Genomic DNA, 19,232 nt, shown 5'->3' on the forward strand with positions numbered 1-19,232 from the left:
CGATTTTCCCCTTGCCGCGCGGCCTTCCGACCGCGTCCGTACGTCTACGGCTTCACGGCGGGAGGATCGACCCAGCCGATGTTGCCGTCGGCGCGGCGGTAGATGATGTTCACCCGGCCGCTGGAGCCGTGCTGAAAAACCATGCAGGGCGCGCCCGAAAGATCGAGCTCCATGACCGCTTCCGACACCGACAGCCGCTTCAGCGCGGTGGTGTTCTCGGCGATGATCACGGGACTGTAGCCGGTGATCTCCTCGTCGCTTTCGGCCGGCGCCTCGATCACGTAGCTCGGCGCATCGAGCACCGCGCCATCCAGACTGGCCAGAGCCGCGCTGGCTGCATGGGATTTGCGTGCCGAGCGGTCCTTCAGCCGGCTCTTGTAGCGGCGCAGCCGCTTCTCGATCATCAAGAGCGCCTGGTCGGCGCTAGCATAGGCGTCCGGCGCGTTGGATTCGGCCTCGAGCGTGATGCCCGAATCAAGGTGCAGTGCGCAATCGGTCTTGAACCCGAAACCATCCTTGGAGAGCGTGACGTGACCGGAATAGTTGCCGTCGAAATATTTGCGCAGCACCTCGTCGGTGCGCTCGCTGACGCGCCCACGCAGCGCTTCGCTGACGCTGATGCTCTTTCCGGAAATCCGCAGGGTCATGTGTCGCCTCGATTCATGTGAACCGAGTATGACACTAAGCCTATTTGGTTAAGGCGCAATCTTGAGCTGCGGTCAAACTGACGCGGTATCCCGGGTGCGATCGGCGCTGGCCGGCGACGACAGGGCATGGGCCAGCATGCTCTGCTTGTCGCGGCGGCGCTGCACCGAGGACGGGATTCGCATCGCCTCCCGGTATTTCGCGACCGTGCGGCGCGCAATATCGATGCCCGCGGCGCGCAGCTTCTCGACGATCGTGTCATCCGAGAGAATTGCGGAGGGATCTTCCGCATCGATCAGCTGCTTGATGTGGTGGCGCACCGCTTCCGCCGAATGCGCTTCGCCGCCATCGGCCGACGCAATCGAGGCCGTGAAGAAATACTTCAGCTCGAAAGTGCCGCGATTGGTCGCCATGTATTTGTTGGCGGTGACACGCGACACCGTCGATTCGTGCATCTGGATCGCATCCGCGACGGCCTTGAGGTTCAAGGGCCGCAGATGCGCGACGCCGTGCGTGAAGAAGCCGTCCTGCTGGCGCACGATCTCGGTCGCCACTTTCAGGATCGTGCGCGCGCGCTGATCGAGTGCACGCACCAGCCACGTCGCATTCTGCAGGCAATCGGTGAAGTAGGACTTGTCGCCGTCCTTACGGATCGTCTTCGAGAGCTCGGAGTAATACACCTGATTCACCAGGACGCGCGGCAGCGTGTCGCTGTTGAGCTCGACCAGCCAGCCGCCATCGGGACCGGGGCGCACATAGACGTCGGGCACCATGGTCTGCGTGCGCGTCGTGCCGAATTTGAGACCCGGCTTCGGGTCGAGCCGTCGGATCTCGCCGATCATGTCGACGAGGTCCTCGTCATCGACGCCGCACAGCTTGCGCAAGGCGGCAAAGTCGCGCTTCGCCAGCAGGTCGAGATGCTCGACCAGCGCCTGCATCGCCGGATCGTAGCGATCGAGCTCGCGCAGCTGGATCGCGAGGCATTCGCTTAAGTTGCGTGCGCAGATGCCGGGCGGATCGAAGGTCTGCAACACGCCAAGCACGGCATCGACATCGGCCTGCTCGGCGCCGAGACGATCGGCGGCCTGGCCGAGATCAGCCGGCAGATAGCCCGCCTCATCGACGAGATCGATCAGATACTGGCCGATCATGCGGTCGGCCGGCGAGACGAACGCCACCGCGGCCTGCTCGGCGAGATGATCGGACAGCGTCGTCTCTGCCGCCACGAAGGCTTCGAGATTGTAGTCCTCGTCACCGGAAGCGCCGCCGCCCCATTCGGTATAGGTCGTGGGCGCGGCGTCCTGCGCGGTGCGTGCCGCCGCTTCCGCAGGCTCCTCGGAAAATACGTTTTCGAGCCCGGAATCGAGCGTTTGTTCGATCTCCGTACGGGTGCCGAGATCGCGGCTCATCCAGTCCTCGGGCGCGCTCTCGTAACTCTCGCCGCTGCTGCCGCCACCCTCGGCGAAATCTTCGCCGCCGCCTTCGCCGCCCTCGGAGAACTCGCCGCGCTCGGACATCTGCTGCTCGCCGGCGACCGGCGCCTCGGGACCGTCGCTCGCGCGCTCCAGCAGCGGGTTACGCTCCAGCTCCTCTTCGACGAACGTGGAGAGGTCGAGATTGGACAGCTGCAGCAGCTTGATCGCCTGCATCAGCTGGGGCGTCATCACCAGCGACTGCGACTGGCGGAATTCTAGTCTCTGCGTCAACGCCATGGGAGCAAGAACATTCCCTTACTGGTCCAATTCTTGCTTATCCTAATCTGCGCGCGATGTACACGGCTTGACGAATAAGAAAAACGGAGTATGGCGCGGCGAGAGGACGAGGTTACCGGTCCTCGCAAGTCCCTTCGAAACAGCGTTAAGCGCAGTATTTTCCTCGGCTGTCGCAGGGGCGACAAAGCCGACAAACAGCGCGTCCGGTATCCTACAGCCTGAACTCCTCGCCCAGGTAGAGCCTGCGCACGTCGGGATCGGCGACGATCTCCTCGGGGCTGCCTTCGGTGAGAATCTGCCCGGCATAGACGATGTAGGCGCGGTCGGTGAGCCCCAGCGTCTCGCGGACATTGTGGTCGGTGATCAACACGCCGATGCCGCGATTGGTGAGATGGCGCACCAGCTGCTGAATGTCGCCGACCGCGATCGGATCGATGCCGGCGAACGGCTCGTCCAGCAGCATGTAGTTCGGGCGCGTCGCCAGCGCGCGCGCGATCTCGACACGGCGGCGCTCGCCGCCGGACAAAGCGATCGACGGCGATTTGCGCAAGCGCGTGATGGTGAATTCTTCCAGCAGCGCATCGAGCTCGCGCTCGCGCTTCTTGCGTGACGGCTCCACCACTTCGAGGACGGCGCGGATGTTCTGCTCCACGGTGAGGCCGCGGAAGATCGAGGCTTCCTGCGGCAGATAGCCGATGCCGAGCCGCGCGCGCTGGTACATCGGCAGCCGTGTGACGTCGTGACCGTCGAGCTCGATGGCGCCGCAATCGGCCTTGATCAGCCCGGTGATCATATAGAACACGGTGGTCTTGCCGGCGCCGTTCGGGCCGAGCAGGCCGACGGCCTCGCCGCGGCGGACATAGATCGAGACGCCGCGCACCACCTGGCGGCTGCCAAAGCTCTTCTCGATCGAATGCACCGCGAGGAAGCCGGGACGGCGCAACAGCTGCACACCGCCGCCCGCACCGTTGCTGCGCGGCTTGGCCGGCGTCGGCGACGATTGCGGACGCTTGCGCTGGATCTGCTCGGTATTCTGCGGCGAGCGCGGATTGATGCGCATCGCGGGCTGCGGCTCGCCGCGAGCGGACTCATTGCGGACGGAGTCGGCGAGCACAGCCAGGGGATCGTCGACCTGCGACGGATTGAACGGATCATCCATGGCCGTGATGTCGTCGCGCCGCCGCGCCGAGCCACGCTGGCCGCGCTTGGCGGGACGCCCACGAAACATGCCCAGTAGATCCACCATCCCCGCTTCGCTTACGCCCTTCGAGGCTGCCCGTCACCGGCCGCAGCGCTGGCTCGCCCGCTCACCGCGAGCGAACGCATCTCACCTCACTCGCGGATCACAGGAGCCGCGAGGCCGGCCAAAGCGCGAGCAACGCCCGCGCTCCGGAGTTCATCGTTTGACGGCGAAGTCGCGGTCGCGAGAGCAGGCGACCGCTCGCAAGATCGCAATCGTGTCCGGCATCACCCGCCGCGGTCCAGGCAGCGGCGTTGAGATACGCCAACTGTACCGTCCTGCAACAGAATCCGCCGACCGCTAGATAGAGGCGCTTGCGGCAGGGTTCAACTGCAGCCGCGAGCGTTCCGTTAAATAATTGAGATCACTCAGTTTGTGATCACTTGGCTTTAAGATCACTTGGGTTTGCCTGGACCGAGCTGGAGCGGCGGGGCAGACCCGGCGCCCGAGGCTGTCGACGGACCGCATCCGCCGCCGGTGCCCGAGCCTGAGCCCGCATTCGGCAGCAGCACCTGCACGCCCCTGCCGCTGTCGGATTCGACCCGCGACACGCCGGTCGTCATGTCCACCGTGAGACGGTCGCCGCGCATCACGTTCTTGCACTGGGTCAGCACCACGCCGCCCTGCATCGTGATCATGTTGGTCTTGGTGTCGTAGACTGCGGTCTCGCCGGTCACGACCTGGTCCTTCTGCGTCACCTTGACGTCGCCGCGCGCCTCCAGCCGGCGGATCGCCGAGCTGCCGTCCGGACCCGGCGTCGCAGCCGGCGTGGCCTTCGTCGACTTGGCGCCGCCCGCCTGGGCACCGCCGTCATAGAACACCACCAGCGACTTCGAGGTCATGGTGGTGTCGCCCTGCACGACCTTGACGTTGCCGGTGAAGGTCGCCTCCTTCTTCTTGTCGCGCATCTCCAGCGAAGCCGCCTCGATCTGGATCGGCTGGTCGCGGTTCTGCGAGAACCCCTGCAGCGCGTTCGGCACGCCGGTGGTGGCGCTCTGCGCCTGCAGCGAATCGGCGAGCGCGATCAGCACCAGCGCGGCGACGCCGGCACCGCGCAACGCTGCGGGAATCAAACGGCAGGTCGTCATGGGATCACTTCACGTTGCGGGCCGTACGGCCAGGATCGGCGCTCGCCGTCGTGGCCGGCGGCGGAGTCATGTTCTCGAGGTTCATCACCACATTGCCTTCGAAGCGGATCACCTCGCCATTCTCGGTGATGCGCAGCCGGTCCGCCGACAGCGTGCCATTGGTGAGCTTGACGTCGACGCGCTCGTCCGAGCTCACGGTGCCCTTGGCCATGTCGACCGAGGCCCGGCTCAGCCGCGCCTCATAGCCGGTCGACGTCGTCAGCAGGATGTCCTTCTTCAGCTCGAGCTGTTGCTGCTTGGTATCGAACACGCCGGTATTGGCCTTCAAGGTCACCGTCGACTGGTCCTCCATGAGCACCTTGGCGCGGAGGATGTTGAGCTCGACGTGATCGGGGTCGGTGAGGTCCTGCACCGCGCTCTTGGCGACGAGGTCGTAGGGCCGCTGGTCCGGCGTGAAGCCGGTCAGATGCGGCGTCTCCATCGTGATCTTGCGGCCGGAGATCACCACGTTGCCGGAGAGATTGCCGGTATCGACGGTGACGCGGAAATCGTTGAACAAGGCGACGTAGAGAATGACGGTCATCGCCACGCCCACCGCCGCCGGCACCGCGATTCGCATCGCGCGCACGAGGCGGCTGTGGCGCGCCGCGACGGCGAAGCGCGCCTGCAGAGTGGGGTCATAGGCGGGGTTATGGACCGAGTTCACCAGGGCTCCGACGGGCACAAGACGCGCGCAACAGTGAGCATTCTACCATGGCCATGCCCGCCATTGCAGCCTGGAACTGGCGCGAAATCGCGACGCAGGGCCCCTCTCGATCATTAAGAGAGATTAATGATCGTGAACGGGCCGGGCCTCAGGAATGCGCGAAGATGTCCTCTGCCTCGAAACCGCCGAGATCGAGCGTCGCCCGGTGCGGCAGGAACGCGAAACAGGCCTGGGCCAGCGCCAGCCGCCCTTCCCGCGCCAGCATCACGTCCAGCTTCTCGCGCAGCGCATGCAGATGCAGCACGTCGGAGGCGGCGTAGGCGAGCTGCGGCTCGCTCAATGTATCGGCGCCCCAGTCGCTCGACTGCTGCTGCTTCGACAGATCGACGTTGAGCAGCTCGCGGACGAGATCCTTGAGGCCGTGGCGGTCGGTATAGGTGCGCGCCAGCCGCGAGGCGATCTTGGTGCAATACACCGGCTGCGGCATCACGCCGAAGGTATGATACAGCGTCGCCACGTCGAACCGCGCGAAGTGGAAGAGTTTCGTGATGTCGGGATTGCCGAGCAGCGCCTTCAGGTTCGGCGCGTCGGTGTGCCCCTTGGGGATCTGCACCACGTCGGCCGAGCCGTCGCCGGGCGACAGCTGCACCACGCAGAGCCGGTCGCGGTGCGGATTGAGCCCCATCGTCTCGGTGTCGATCGCGACCGAGGTCGTGTAGCGGGACAGATCGGGCAGGTCGCCACGGTGCAGGCGGACGGTCATGGATGTCAAAACCTCGGTCGAATCGTGTCGGACGCGACGGGCCGAAGCGACGCCGCAGGAAGCGCTCAGGAGCCGGCTGTAGCCCGGCGCCGGTAACCAACCTGCAAACGCGCGGGCGCCGGCCCGGGATCTGCTGAGGGAATGCCAGCCCGGCCGCCCCGACGCAAGGGCCGGACCGGAGGCCGAAGACCGCCGTCGAGACCAGCCGGCCGCGTCTCGGCGGTTGTGCTGCGGGACGATCACCTCCCGCAAGAGCGGGCTCATCCGCCCGTTTGCATCGCAGCAAGAACGCCGCCCGTCGATCGATGCAAGTCTTGCATTGATCGATGCTGCCTTTGGCTTGGACAGACAATGCCGGCCCCCCTAGGCACGACGATGGCGCTTGACTTCGGATCTGGAGTGGAGCGACCCAAGGCGGCCGACAGCACCTGCCCAACGACGGCACAATCACATGAGGAGGAAACCGAGATGAAGACACTGACAGGGATCATTGCGGCCGCCGTGCTGGCGGTCTCATCGCCCTTGGCGAGCGCCCGCGATTTCCGCTCCGCCGACGTGCATCCCGCCGACTATCCGACCGTCGAAGCCGTCAAGTTCATGGGCAAGCAGCTCGCGGCCGCGAGCGGCGGCAAGCTCGGCGTCAAGGTGTTTCCGAACGGGGCGCTGGGCTCCGAGAAGGACACGATCGAGCAGCTCAAGATCGGCGCGCTCGACATGATGCGCATCAACTCCTCGCCGCTCAACAATTTCGTGCCCGAGACCGTGGCGCTGTGCCTGCCCTTCGTGTTCCGCGACACCCAGCACATGCGCAACGTGCTGGACGGCCCGATCGGCGACGAGATCCTCGCCGCCATGGAGCCCGCCGGCCTGATCGGCCTTGCCTATTACGACAGCGGCGCGCGCTCGATCTACACGGTCAAGGCGCCGGTCAAGTCGCTCGCCGACCTCAAGGGCCTGAAGATCCGCGTCCAGCAGTCCGATCTGTGGGTCGGCATGATCCAGAGCCTCGGCGCCAACCCGACCCCGATGCCCTATGGCGAGGTCTACACCGCGCTCAAGACTGGCCTCGTCGACGCCGCCGAGAACAACTGGCCGTCCTACGAATCCTCGCGCCATTTCGAGGCCGCCAAGTACTACAACATCACCGAGCACTCGCTGGCGCCGGAAGTCCTCGTGATGTCGAAGAAGGTCTGGGACACGCTCAGCAAGGAAGACCAGGCGATGGTCCGCAAGGCCGCGAAGGAATCCGTGCCGGTCATGCGCAAGCTGTGGGACGAGCGCGAGCAGGCTTCCCGCAAGATCGTCGAAGCCGCCGGCGTCCAGGTCGTGACGGTCGCCAACAAGCAGGAATTCGTCGACGCGATGAAGCCGGTCTACCAGAAGTTCGCCGGCGACGAGAAGCTCTCGAGCCTCGTCAAGCGCATCCAGGATACGAAGTAAGCGACTTCGACGTCTCGACGTCAAAGTCGCAACGTCGAAGACATCGACCAAGAACAACAAACAGACATCCGGCGTCGCCATCCGGCGGCGCCGGAGCAAAGCCAGGGGAGGGACGGGGAATGACGGACCCACATGTCGGAGACCACGAGCACGGGGAAGGACGGCCGTCGCGCGGTCCGCTGTCGCGGATCAACGCGATCATCGCGCGGCTCGGCATGTATCTGTCCGTCGCGGGCCTGCTGGTCATCGTCACCATCGTCTTCTACCAGGTGTTCGGCCGCTACGTTCTGAACTCCAGCCCGACCTGGACCGAGAATCTGGCGCTGGTCCTGATCCTCTATGTCACCCTGATCGGCGCCGCCGTCGGCGTCCGCGACGCCGGCCATATCGGCATGGACAGTCTTCTCGTCATGCTGCCGGACGCCACGCGCGAGAAGATCGAGCTGGTGATCCACGTGCTGGTCGCGCTGTTCGGCATTGCGATGGCCTATAACGGCTGGATCCTTGGCGCCTCCGTCGGCACCGTGAAGATCGCCAATCTCGGCCTGCCCGAGCTCGTCCGCTACATCCCGCTGGTCGTGTCCGGACTGCTGATCGTCTCCTTCTCCATCGAGCACATCATCGCCCTGCTGCGCGGTGAAGAGGTCGTCCCGTCATGGAACTGATCATTCTCGGCGCCACCTTCTTCGGCTTCCTGATCCTCGGCGTCCCCGTGGCGTTCGCGATCGGCCTCTCCGCGATCTGCACCATTCTCTACGAAGGCCTGCCGGTCGCCGTCATCTTCCAGCAGATGATGTCGGGGATGAACATCTTCTCGTTCCTGGCCATCCCGTTCTTCGTGTTCAGCGGCGAGCTGATGCTGCATGGCGGCGTCGCCGACAAGATCGTGCAGCTCGCCAAGAACCTCGTGGGGCACATCCGCGGCGGGCTCGGCATGTCCAACGTCGTCGCCTGCACCTTGTTCGGCGGCGTCTCCGGCTCGCCGGTCGCCGACGTCTCGGCGATGGGTGCGGTGATGATCCCGATGATGAAGAAGGAAGGGTTCGACACCGACTACGCCGTCAATGTCACCACCCACGCCTCCCTCGTCGGCGCGCTGATGCCGACCAGCCACAACATGATCATCTATGCGCTCGCCGCCGGCGGCAAGGTGTCGATCGGGGCGCTGATCGCGGCGGGCCTGCTGCCGGCGCTGGTGCTGATGGTCTGCATGCTGGTCGCGGCCTACGCCGTCGCCGTGAAGCGCGGCTATCCCGCCGGCAAGTTTCCCGGCTGGTCGGAGGTGGCCCGCTCGTTGGCCGCGGCGCTGCCGGGCCTGCTGATCGTCGGCATCATCCTGGCGGGCATCCTGTCCGGGGTGTTCACAGCGACCGAGTCCGCCGCCGTCGCGGTCACCTACACGATCCTGCTGACCTTCTTCATCTACCGCACCATGACCCTGCAGAACTTCCTGCGGGCCGCGGCCAAGGCGGTGAAGACCACCGGCGTGGTGCTGCTGCTGATCGGCGTCTCCACCATGTTCCAGTACCTGATGGGACTTTACGAAGTCGCCGATTTCGCCGGCGACCTGATGAACAAGGTCTCGTCGCAGCCCTGGATCATCTTCCTGCTGATCAACGTCATCCTGTTCCTGCTCGGCACCTTCATGGACATGGCGGCGACGATCCTTATCTGCACGCCCATTTTCCTGCCGATCGCGATGAAGGCGGGCATGGACCCCGTGCAGTTCGGCATGCTGATGCTGATCAACTGCGCGCTCGGCCTCAACACCCCGCCGGTCGGCACCACCCAGTTCGTCGGCTGCGCCATCGGCGGCATCTCGGTCGGCGCCGTCATGCGCACCATCCTGCCGTTCTACGGCGCGCTGATCGCAGCACTGATGTTCGTGACCTACGTTCCCGGCTTCTCGCTGTGGCTGCCGCGGCTGCTGATGGGGTATAAGGGGTAGCTGTGCCGAGGTTCGCCGGCTTCGGCCGGCGAACCTCGGGCGCATCCCCTGCTGCGTTCGTTCTCGACTTGCCGCCACTGCCTGCCAAGCACTCGACATCTGTCGTCGGTAGCAATACGGGTGAACGAGCATGGCCGCACTGTCACACTTCTTGAATCTCGATCTCGTGCTGACGTCGCGCGCCGACCTCACGCCGCTGATCACGCATCTGGACCAGAGCATCTACGTTCTGCATCATCAGGAACACGAGCAACAATTTTTGCTGGTGCTGGAGATCAACGATGCAGGATCCCGGCATCCGACCGCATGCACGGAGCAGTTCCTGACCGTGATCGAAGCGCTGCCCGAGCCCGCAAAGGCGCTGTGGGACAGCTGCACGTCGCGCACGTTCTCCTATGGCTTCGAAGGCGGTCGCGACTTCCCCGCGCTCGACGTGACGATCCCTGCCGATCTCCTGCTCCGGATCGCTGGGCTCGGTGCGGATGTCGGCATCACCGTGTATCCCTGTCAGATCGGCGACGAAGATGGCCCCGAACGGAAGGACGCCCGAGATGCACTACCCTGACGGTCAGATCGCGAGACTCGGCGACGAGGTGAGCGTCGCTGGCATGAGCGGCAGGGTCGTCTGCTCGATCGACACCAGCGAGTACTCCGACGACTATCCGGAACAGGCCTGGGCCTATCTGCAACGGGGTGTCATGATCGTTTGGGACCGGCAGGGCCTGACACATTATGACGAACCGGAGGCCGGCATGATCCTGGTCCGGCGTCACCGAGAGGTTTAGTTGGGACGAGCGCCATGAGATTTTTGCCGCGCGCCGAGACGCGTGCGCTGGAGCAGAGGCTCGGGCGAGAGGTCGCTTCCCACGGCGAGCCCAAATCCATTCTCTACTACAAGAGCGGCAGGCGCGACTATTCCGCCGCTGCAAATGCGATCGCGCACGCGGCCGGAGCCATGTCCGAGGCGACGCTGCTGTTCCTGTTCAGTGTGAGCGGCGACGGCTACGGCGAGCACGACGCCCATGACGAGCGATGGCGCGATTACCGGCGATGGCGGACCGCGCATGGCGAGACCCGCCGGCTGTACGACGCGCCGGGTCACCGGTTCGAGGCAGGCGAAGCGGCGCTGCTGTCCGAACTGATCGGCTTCACGCTCGATCTCGGCTGGGATGCGGTGTTGACCGCGACGCCTGGACGCCAGCTACTCGTCCTCTCTCATGACGACCGGCTGGAGGTCTATCGCGGCTTCGGCGGCGGCGCGCTCGTCAGGCAGCTGATCGCGGTCGACGGCTGGCAACGCGCCGAACGATGATGAAGACAGGGGCGACCATGGCCGGCCGGCGACCTCTGTGCATCGTGATCCGCATCCCCAGCACCACGCTGTCGCGCGACGAGTTGGAGGCGGCGTTGAGAGGCCGGCTCAGCCGCTACGAGCCATCCGGGGATGGCACCTCGGCCTACGCCCAGATCGACATCGCGGATGAACCCGATGCATGGGCCGCGGCACTCGATTGCCTGCAATCGGCGGGAGACGCCTTGCGACGCCTGAACGCCGACGGCCGCATTAAATCGCCGGTCCTCGACATCGCCGTGCCCTTTCCGTCGTCACTGGCGGCGACCTCCTTGAAGGTCCCTGCCGCCCTGGCAGCGGTCGCCGGTCAGGCCGGCATCAGCATCGAGATTTCGATCTATTGCACATGTGACAATTGACGTTCGGCCCCATCGATGTGCCGCCCGTCGGGACGGCATGCCGCGCCAGCAGTGGATGGCGCCATGGGTCCGCTGCGTCGAACCGCCTTGCAACGACGGACACAAATGAAGAAGGCAGGCCGGAGCGGGCGAGGTGTCCGGACGCCGGCGACGAGGAGCCCGTCATGAAGCCGTTGCTGGAACAGGTCGACCGCGAGCTGATGCAGGACGACCTGCTCATCCGTGTCGCCTCCGGCCTGTGCGGCGGCGTGGTGACGCTGGTCGGCGTGCTGCTGCTGGTGGGCTTCGCGGCCCGCGGCGTCGACCGGTTTCCCGGCGGATGGCCGCTGGCGATGACGATCGTCATCCTGGCCTTTGTCTTTGGCGTCCCGCTGCTGCTGCGCAGCGTGACCTCGCGCCGCACGGCGCTCGGACGCTTCCTCGCCCGTCACGCCACACTGGGCGCGCTGCGCCATCCGGATGATTTCACGCTGTGGATCATGCTGCCGGCGATCGCGCTGACGGTGATGCTGCGCCGGCTGGGCGTCAGCGGCGAGGCGGAGACCGAGTAGGCGGCCATTGCCCTGATCGCGGCAGATTCATGGGTTTGCCACCCGCGTCGGTTCGGGTCACGGTCCGGCGCGCGGCGCCCTGCTCTCGATCCATCCGCATCGCCGACATCACCGGCAGGTCGTTTGCGCGATCGACACCGGCGAATATTCAGACGACTATTCCGAGCGTGCCTCCGCCAACCGGCAGCGCTGGCGACCATCGTCGAGATGGTCAGGGCCCAATGAAGAGGAACTTGCAATGGGCGCAATCGGATTCATCGGTTTGGGCGTCATGGGCGAGCCGATGTGCCGCAATCTCGCTCTCAAGTCCGGCGCCACGGTGCTCGGCTTTGATCGCGCGGATGCACCGCTGCAGCGACTCGCCGCGGTCGGCGTCGTCAGGGCCACATCGCTCGCGGAGCTGGCGCGCGAGGCGGAATTGATCTTCATGGCGTTGCCGAGCGGCAAGCATGTCCAGGCCGTGTGCGACGGCGACGACGGCCTGCTCCGTCACGCCGAGGCGCGTCACACCATTGTGGACCTCGGCACCTCGCCGGTGCAGGCCACCCGCGAGCTCGCGGCGCGTTTCGCGGCCAAGGGCGCCGCCTACGCCGATGCACCGATCGCCCGCACCCGGCAGGCGGCCGAGGACGGCACCTTGAGCGTGATGGTGGGGGCCGATGCGGCGACGGTTGAAAGAGTGCGGCCGCTGATCGCGATGTTCGCCACCGACATCACCCATTGCGGCGGCGTCGGCGCCGGCCAGGTCGTGAAGATCCTCAACAACATGGTGCTGATGCAGACCGTGGTGGCGCTCGGCGAAGCGCTGGAGACCGCCAAGCGCGCCGGCCTCGATCCCACGCTGCTGTTCGAGACCCTCGCCAAGGGCTCCGCCGACAGCTTCGCGCTACGCAACCACGGCATGAAGGCGATGCTGCCCGACACATTTCCCGAGCGCGCGTTCTCGACCGAATATGCGCGCAAGGACATCGGCTACGCCCTCGATCTCGCCAAGTCCGTGCAGATCGATCTGCCGGGCGCGGAGCTCGCCGAGCGACGGCTCGGAGAGGCGATCGCGGCGGGGTATGGCGATCTGTACTGGCCGGTGCTGGCGCGCGTGATCGCGGCGTCACGCACGGAGTGACTCATCGAGCCTTCGTTGGCCGCTCTCGACCGCGGAGAGCGTCTGTGACGGCGAGCTGATAGGGGCATCCTCTTGCGTCTATAAGCCCGAAGCCTCGCCGCATCGCTGGAGCCGATCCAGGGCTCTCTTTTGCCGGCTTCGATGAGACAAGCGGAACGGGCGGCCTGCCCCTTGCGGATATGACACGGTATGGGTCCCCCGCCTCGCGGGGAGGACACAGGCGGTTGATCCTCGCGGGACATCTTCTTCGACAATCCCGTACACAACCAGCGCCCCGCCTTACATGAAAGACCTAAAGTGTTGTAATAACACAGATAATTTACAAGATGATCCCCGAGACATTTCCGCAAGCTCGATCTCTCAGACCTGGGTGCGTTGCGGCTCGGAGGCAACTCGCCATCGTGCGTCGCATCGCCGGCAGAGACAGGAGGTCGAGTTGTCGGAAAACAATGCGAAGTATTCAGCCCTGGTCGAGATCGCTAAGTGCAGCGGCGATCTTAAGCGAAACTATGGCGCCAATCGGGGCGCGCTGCTGACGTTGCTGCTTGCATATATGATCACACGACCCGTCCGCGTGGTGGGATTGGCATCAGCCATCGTTCTAAGCAGCCCCCTTTGGGCCGCTAAACTCAGCTGGTTCGGTTGGGCCGCCCGCTTGCTGCACAACTGATTCCATAGAAAGACAAGCTACTGACAACTTAGATGGTAGAAAAACTAGAACGGCCCATGCGAGATGCGCGCCCAATTCCCACCTGAGATGATCAAGGATCTTGTCCGGCTTCTGGCATCAGCAACTGCTGAGACCAAGGCCTACGATGTACCCGCACTATGCCGCCGAACGAGTCTTCGTGATGGAAGCGAAGACGAAGCATACTCTAGCAGATTCCGGTATGCGCAAAGCCGCCTCCGTCACCTCCCCTGGTTGGCGGCCGTCGTTACTGATGATCCGGGAGCTGCGGCGTTGCGCAACGCATCGATAGGAGCTGGGTGCGCGCGCATGGCCGCCGGCGGGCGGCTGCCGAGAAGCAACAACCCGGCATTAACCGCGGCGTCAATTTGAAGGATGACGCGCTCCGCATGCCGTATGATCAGTCCCAGCCGGAGCCGGGTCGCAGTGCCGCGCTGAACTTCACGTAAGGGGGCTAAAGGCTGCACGACGCGGGAGGCTCATGCGCGGCGCGCGAGGATCACAAGGAAGCGCAAGATATGCTCGATGACGTGTTGAGCGGCTTGATCGGTGGCCTTCTCGCGAAGAGCATGTCGAAGGTGTTTCCACCGCAGGAGGAACACGAGTTGGCTCACGTTCCCTTTGATGCCATCCGGCAGCGGAACAAATGGCTTTATCGCGGTGCAGGAGGCGCCTTCTTGCTTGGTTTTCTCCTGCCGCTGCTGGCTCTCGCGACGGGGAGCGCGAACGCGCCCTGGCGCAACGAATGGCTGTGTGGCGTCATCTTCGGTCTTCCATTCCTGACCTTCTACGTCCTCTTGGGGGCGATCTGGGCGTTTCGTGGAAGACCACGGCTGCGAGAATTCGTGTTCTATGCCGAGAGACAGATGGAGACGAACATATTTGTATGCCACACGATGGGCGTACCTATTGCGGTGCTGGGCGTAGCGTCGCTTGTGTTGACGCTCAGCTAGCCGAGAGCAGAACTCCTGCTAGGGCGTGGACTCATAAGCCCTGGCCTAGAGGCGGGTTGAGCCGAGTGCGACTGCCGCGAGAAAGTTGCGAGCGAGCTTGTCGAAACGGGTCGCGATGCGCCTGAAATGCTTGAGCTTGCAGAAGAAGCGCTCAACCAGATTTCGCTTGCGATAGATGCGGCGGCTGACGGAGCGTTGGACCACTCGCTGGCTGGTGGAGGGAATATGAGCCCTAGCTCCGTGGGCTCTGATCATGTGCAGGAGGGCATCGGCGTCGTAACCACGGTCGGCCACAACATCACGGCATTTGAGCCCTTGGAGCAGAAATGGCGCAGCACGCAGATCGTGGGCCTGCCCCGGGGTTAGCATCAGCCGGACCGGCAGTCCGTTCTCGTCGACGACCGCATTGATCTTGGTGCTCAGTCCTCCACGAGAACGGCCAATGGCGTGATCCTCGCCCCCTTTTTACCCCCAGCGGCGTGCTGATGGGCGCGGACGATAGAACTGTCGATCAGCGCCATCGACTGCGGCGAGCGAGCTGCCAACACCTCGAAGATCTGGACCCAAACGCCTGCCTTGGCCCAGCGGTTAAAGCGGTTATAGACCGTCGTGTAAGGGCCATAGCGTTCCGGAAGATCTCGCCAGGGCGAGCCTGTCCGCAGCACATAGAAGATGCCGTTGAGAACCCGCCGGTCGTCGACCCGACCGACACCGCGCGGCTTATTCGGCAGCAAGGGCTTGATCAAAGCCCATTCTCGATCGCTCAGGTCAAACCGCGCCATTTCGCCCCCCCAAATCACCTAAGGGGAGTGAATCACCGTCCGTCAGCTAACGGAATCCATTTATGAGTACAGAACCTAGTCGGCCGACCTGCGCTTTCCATAGACGTCACATAGCACGACAGCCATCGACCGATGCCCCGGTCTGGCATCGACAAACATCTCGTCCGCGAGTTGCAGCCGGTTCATGAACTTGACCTGAAAGTCGCTCCAGCCGCCATCGCACCAGGCGCGAAGCAGCAAGGGCCCATTGGTCTGCTCGTCTCTCAGCTCGTAACCGAGGGAGTGAGGTTCTACGAGATGGCGTCTGCCTTGATAGACGAAGGCCAATAGTGCTCGCGTCGCGATCGCATCACAGATGATCCTGGTGCTCATGGGCCCTCACGACGAACTAAACGCTCCCTCATCCTGGCATTGCTTTTAGTCCGCATAGCAGCCATCTCCAAACTGCCCGTCGTGCCAGTCTGTCGCAACATCTGGGCTTGCACCGTCGGGCAAATCAGCTGCACATTTCCGCGCGTCCCTGCTGCCGCATGAGGGGCGTGTCGCGACCGTCACGAGACGTTGGCAGTGGGATGCGATGGGCGTGTGTCGTTGCAGCGTGAGCTAATCGCGCGGACGAACGGCGATGCACGCACGGTCAAGTCGCGTGGTCCTGATATCCCGATGCTGATATCAACTCATGTCGAAGCTTCGCCTCGCGTGGGGATGGTGGCCAGCAAGCCGGCGCACCAGGGAGAACGCGAAGCAGCCGTTAAAACCGTTGCGCAGGGAGGGCCGGATGATCCGGCGCGTACCTGTGGTTCCTGCCGCCAGCATTTTTTCTCGCTGGCGGGCCATGGGTGCAGTCGGCACCCGGCTCTCCCTGCGCCCTCAGAATTTCGAGGGCGAGACCATCAGCACAGCTCGGGCGCGGATGCGTCGCGAGGCTGACAGATCTTGCCTGAACGAGAAAGACCACGGCGGTCATGGTGATCATTCAACACGAAGGCGGTGCCCACCCTCCCCTGGAGGGGGAGGGTCGCCTCACGGAGAGCGAAGCGAAACGTGAGGCGGGGTGGGGTGATCTCTCCTCTGGCGCTGGCGTGCGTGGAGAGATCACCCCACCCCGCTCGCCCGCTTCGCGGGCGATCGACCCTCCCCCTCCAGGGGAGGGTGGGAGCTCGCGGCCGCCCCGACATCCCAAAATCGAAACCGAGCTCAAAGCGTCAGCCGCAATGCGCGACAATGCCTGCTCGCATGAGCGACATATCATGCGCCGTCAGCATCTTCGGGATGTCAGGGGAAATTCTAGAAGCCGAGCCTCAGCTCGGCGGCGCCACGCGGAGCTCGAAGAGCGAAGCGTGGTGCCCAGGAAAGGACTCGAACCTTCACGGCCGTTAAGCCACTGGCACCTGAAGCCAGCGCGTCTACCAATTCCGCCACCTGGGCATGTGGAGGCGGTGTGTACGGATCGAACGGCGGCTTGTCAAACCGCTCGGAGCCCAAGATGACAATTTTTCTCACCCCAGGCGCAAAAACACGGCTCCCTTTTCCGCGGTGCGGGCGATGGGCTATACAACGGCGCAAGATGGCGGGCCGCGGGGTGCGAATCGCCGCTGACAGGCTTCTCGTCCGGGGCGGATCGACCGCCCGGCTATCCCAGGAATGATCCCAATGGCATCGAATCTGGACACCCTCGTCACCGTGTTCGGCGGCTCCGGCTTCGTCGGCCGCAACGTCGTCCGGGCGCTGGCCAAGCGCGACTACCGCATCCGCGTCGCGGTGCGCCGGCCGGAGCTCGCCGGCCATCTGCAGCCGCTCGGCCGCGTCGGCCAGATCCACACCGTGCAGGCCAATCTGCGCTATCCCGACTCGGTCGCGGCGGCGCTGCGCGACAGCCATGTCGCCATCAACCTCGTCGGCATCCTGACCGAGAGCGGCGCGCAGACCTTCGACGCCGTCCAGGCGGAAGGCGCCGCCACCGTCGCCAAGGCCGCGGCCGCCGCGGGCGCCCGGCTGGTGCATGTGTCGGCGATCGGCGCCGACGCTGAATCGGCTTCCTCTTACGCGCGCGCCAAGGCCGCCGGCGAAGCCGCCGCGCTGGCCGCGGTGCCGGAGGCCGTGATCATGCGGCCGTCGGTGGTGTTCGGCCCCGAGGACCAGTTCACCAACCGCTTCGCGGGCCTCGCCCGCATCGCGCCGTTCCTGCCGCTGGTCGGCGGCGGCGAGACCAAAATGCAGCCGGTCTATGTCGGCGACGTCGCGAATGCCGTGGCCGACGCCGTGGACGGCAAGGCGCAGGCCGGCGCAACCTATGAGCTGGGCGGACCGGAGGTGCTGAGCTTCCGCGAGATCCTCAAGATCATCCTCGACATCACCGACCGCGACCGCGCGCTGCTGCCGCTGCCGTTCGGGCTGGCGAAGCTGCAGGCCACGTTCCTGCAATTCGCGCCGGGCCCGCTGAAGCTGACGCCGGACCAGGTCGAACTGCTGCGCCACGACAACGTCGTGTCGGAGGCCGCGAAGGCGGCCGGGCTGACCTTGCAGGGCCTCGGCATCACGCCGGATTCGCTCGAGGCCATCGGCCCGCAATATCTCTGGCGCTTCCGCCCGGCGGGGCAGTTTCAGCGCAAGAATGCGTGAGGGGCACAGCTGTTAACCGCCGTCATTGCGAGGAGCCAACGGGTCCGCGCAAAGCGCGGCCCGATGACAGGCTCCGCGACGAAGCAATCCAGAGCCGCGCGGCGTAGCCCTGGATTGCTTCGCTTCGCTCGCAATGACGAGTGGTGAGAGGCGGACTACTTCCCGAGCGCCAGCGCGATCAGGCCCAGCGTGCCGACGATGACGCGCCACCAGGCGAACAGCACGAAACCGTGGCGGGTGACGTAGCCGAGGAAGGCCTTCACCACGATCATCGCGGTGATGAAGGACACGACGAAGCCGATCGCGATGAGGCCGAGGTGATCCGACGTCATCTCGGCGCGGCTCTTGTAGAAGTCGTAGACGAAGGCGCCGACCATGGTCGGGATCGCCAGGAAGAAGGAGAACTCCGCGGCCGAGCGCTTGTCGCCGCCGAGCAGCATCGCCGCCACGATGGTGGCGCCGGAGCGCGACACGCCGGGAATCATCGCCATGCACTGCGCGACGCCGATCCACAGATACATCAGCAGCGGATAGCGCGTGGCGTCGTGCTCTCGCGGCTTGAGGTCGATCTGGTCGACCCACAGCAGGATGGCGCCACCGACGATCAGCGAGAAGCACACGACCCAGGGATCGAACAGCAGCGCCTTGATGTATTTGCCGGCGATCAGGCCGACGATGACGGCAGGCAGGAACGCGATCAGCACGCCGATGATGAAGCGGCGATCATCGGGATTGGTGAGGGCGCCGATGGCGACGCGGGACAGCTTGAAGAAGTACAGCGCGACGATGGCGAGGATGGCGCCGAGCTGGATCAGGATCGCAAAGCTCTTCCAGAAGCCTTCATCGCCGAGCCCGAAGAAGCGTTCCGCGAGCAGGAGATGGCCGGTCGAGGACACGGGAAGAAACTCGGTGACGCCCTCGATGATGCCGAGAAGCACCGCCCGCAGCGTATCTGACATCATTGATCCGATCCATGATTGCCGGCAAAACGCCGCCCTTCTCGCCTATTCGGCTGCCGCCCGCAATTGCAAAAAGCGCTGCGGGCGGCCACATCGGATGAATGAACCGGCGCGTCGTCGGCGATACGAATCAGCAAGAGGTGACGCCGGAACGCGGATCCGGCGGGGTGATTCGCGGTCCCGGACACGCCGTTTCCCGCATGCCGGCCCGTCGCCCTACTGCTTACACTTTCGCCGACCATGCGCTAATGGTCCGATTCGCAAAGCCGCCGTGCGCCGGTATCGGGACCAGGACTCGGTGC

General features: G+C 64.8%; 20 protein-coding genes and 1 tRNA gene. 11 read left to right on the top strand and 10 right to left on the bottom strand.

Annotated elements, in window-relative coordinates; all coding sequences use genetic code 11:
- Positions 1-44: 44 nt before the first annotated feature.
- From hpf to QX108_RS17700, 6 genes are all read right to left on the bottom strand, one after another.
- Positions 45-647 carry a ribosome hibernation-promoting factor, HPF/YfiA family gene (gene hpf, locus QX108_RS17675; RefSeq protein ID WP_172113584.1) on the bottom strand — a complete coding sequence of 201 codons (603 nt, stop codon included), beginning with the start codon at positions 645-647 and terminating at the stop codon, positions 45-47.
- 72 nt (positions 648-719) lie between these two features.
- Positions 720-2,357 (bottom strand): RNA polymerase factor sigma-54, encoded by a 1,638-nt coding sequence (gene rpoN, locus QX108_RS17680; RefSeq protein ID WP_315780937.1) that lies wholly within the window; start codon positions 2,355-2,357, stop codon positions 720-722.
- A gap of 211 nt (positions 2,358-2,568) precedes the next feature.
- A complete protein-coding gene (gene lptB, locus QX108_RS17685; RefSeq protein ID WP_315780939.1) occupies positions 2,569-3,603 on the bottom strand; it encodes an LPS export ABC transporter ATP-binding protein in 1,035 nt (344 codons plus the stop codon).
- Positions 3,604-3,992: 389 nt separating this feature from the next.
- Entirely contained in the window at positions 3,993-4,685 is a 693-nt protein-coding gene (locus QX108_RS17690; protein ID WP_315723129.1) for an LptA/OstA family protein, read from the bottom strand.
- Positions 4,686-4,689: 4 nt separating this feature from the next.
- A complete protein-coding gene (gene lptC, locus QX108_RS17695) occupies positions 4,690-5,391 on the bottom strand; it encodes an LPS export ABC transporter periplasmic protein LptC (RefSeq protein WP_172113588.1) in 702 nt (233 codons plus the stop codon).
- A 148-nt stretch (positions 5,392-5,539) separates the two neighbouring features.
- Entirely contained in the window at positions 5,540-6,154 is a 615-nt protein-coding gene (locus QX108_RS17700) for a ribonuclease D (protein ID WP_315723132.1), read from the bottom strand.
- A gap of 468 nt (positions 6,155-6,622) precedes the next feature.
- Here QX108_RS17700 and QX108_RS17705 point away from each other — a divergent pair, with 468 nt between their 5' ends.
- From QX108_RS17705 to QX108_RS17750, 10 genes are all read left to right on the top strand, one after another.
- Positions 6,623-7,594 carry a TRAP transporter substrate-binding protein gene (locus QX108_RS17705; RefSeq protein WP_172113590.1) on the top strand — a complete coding sequence of 324 codons (972 nt, stop codon included), beginning with the start codon at positions 6,623-6,625 and terminating at the stop codon, positions 7,592-7,594.
- Positions 7,595-7,713: 119 nt separating this feature from the next.
- Complete coding sequence (locus QX108_RS17710) at positions 7,714-8,259, top strand: TRAP transporter small permease (RefSeq protein WP_172113591.1); 546 nt, start codon at positions 7,714-7,716, stop codon at positions 8,257-8,259.
- Positions 8,250-9,542 (top strand): TRAP transporter large permease, encoded by a 1,293-nt coding sequence (locus tag QX108_RS17715; RefSeq protein WP_315780943.1) that lies wholly within the window; start codon positions 8,250-8,252, stop codon positions 9,540-9,542. Before QX108_RS17710 ends, QX108_RS17715 begins: the two co-directional genes overlap by 10 nt.
- Before the next feature lie 151 nt (positions 9,543-9,693).
- Positions 9,694-10,107, top strand: coding sequence for a hypothetical protein (locus tag QX108_RS17720; RefSeq protein WP_315780945.1), 414 nt, complete (start codon positions 9,694-9,696; stop codon positions 10,105-10,107).
- A complete protein-coding gene (locus tag QX108_RS17725) occupies positions 10,094-10,327 on the top strand; it encodes a hypothetical protein (RefSeq protein ID WP_315723140.1) in 234 nt (77 codons plus the stop codon). Before QX108_RS17720 ends, QX108_RS17725 begins: the two co-directional genes overlap by 14 nt.
- A 14-nt stretch (positions 10,328-10,341) precedes the next feature.
- Positions 10,342-10,854, top strand: coding sequence for a hypothetical protein (locus QX108_RS17730; RefSeq protein WP_315780947.1), 513 nt, complete (start codon positions 10,342-10,344; stop codon positions 10,852-10,854).
- Positions 10,851-11,252 carry a hypothetical protein gene (locus QX108_RS17735; protein ID WP_315780949.1) on the top strand — a complete coding sequence of 134 codons (402 nt, stop codon included), beginning with the start codon at positions 10,851-10,853 and terminating at the stop codon, positions 11,250-11,252. The genes QX108_RS17730 and QX108_RS17735 overlap by 4 nt, the downstream gene beginning before the upstream one ends.
- Before the next feature lie 164 nt (positions 11,253-11,416).
- Positions 11,417-11,803, top strand: coding sequence for a hypothetical protein (locus QX108_RS17740; RefSeq protein ID WP_315780951.1), 387 nt, complete (start codon positions 11,417-11,419; stop codon positions 11,801-11,803).
- 130 nt (positions 11,804-11,933) lie between these two features.
- Positions 11,934-12,926 (top strand): NAD(P)-dependent oxidoreductase, encoded by a 993-nt coding sequence (locus QX108_RS17745; RefSeq protein ID WP_315781362.1) that lies wholly within the window; start codon positions 11,934-11,936, stop codon positions 12,924-12,926.
- 1,206 nt (positions 12,927-14,132) lie between these two features.
- Positions 14,133-14,567: a hypothetical protein gene (locus QX108_RS17750; protein ID WP_315723150.1), complete on the top strand. Its 435-nt coding sequence runs from the start codon at positions 14,133-14,135 to the stop codon at positions 14,565-14,567.
- A 45-nt stretch (positions 14,568-14,612) separates the two neighbouring features.
- Here the strand turns inward: QX108_RS17750 and QX108_RS17755 are convergent.
- The 3 genes from QX108_RS17755 to QX108_RS17765 form a co-directional block, all read right to left on the bottom strand.
- Positions 14,613-15,349 (bottom strand): IS5 family transposase gene (locus QX108_RS17755; RefSeq protein ID WP_315780953.1). Its coding sequence is split into 2 segments (ribosomal slippage): positions 14,613-15,011 and positions 15,014-15,349, totalling 735 coding nucleotides; the frame shifts between segments, so codons are not numbered across the junction.
- 75 nt (positions 15,350-15,424) lie between these two features.
- Complete coding sequence (locus tag QX108_RS17760) at positions 15,425-15,721, bottom strand: hypothetical protein (protein WP_315780955.1); 297 nt, start codon at positions 15,719-15,721, stop codon at positions 15,425-15,427.
- A 969-nt stretch (positions 15,722-16,690) separates the two neighbouring features.
- Positions 16,691-16,777: transfer RNA gene (locus tag QX108_RS17765), tRNA-Leu, on the bottom strand.
- Between the two features lie 225 nt (positions 16,778-17,002).
- On the opposite strand from QX108_RS17765, the gene QX108_RS17770 reads away from it, so the two are divergent.
- A complete protein-coding gene (locus tag QX108_RS17770) occupies positions 17,003-17,971 on the top strand; it encodes a complex I NDUFA9 subunit family protein (RefSeq protein ID WP_315780957.1) in 969 nt (322 codons plus the stop codon).
- A 155-nt stretch (positions 17,972-18,126) separates the two neighbouring features.
- On the opposite strand, the gene QX108_RS17775 is transcribed toward QX108_RS17770, so the two are convergent.
- Positions 18,127-18,933, bottom strand: a complete 807-nt coding sequence (locus QX108_RS17775; protein WP_315780959.1) for an undecaprenyl-diphosphate phosphatase — start codon at positions 18,931-18,933, stop codon at positions 18,127-18,129.
- Positions 18,934-19,232: the final 299 nt, after the last annotated feature.

Source organism: Bradyrhizobium sp. SZCCHNR1002 (assembly GCF_032381435.1).
In the GTDB taxonomy this organism is placed as follows: Bacteria; Pseudomonadota; Alphaproteobacteria; order Rhizobiales; family Xanthobacteraceae; genus Bradyrhizobium; species Bradyrhizobium aeschynomenes.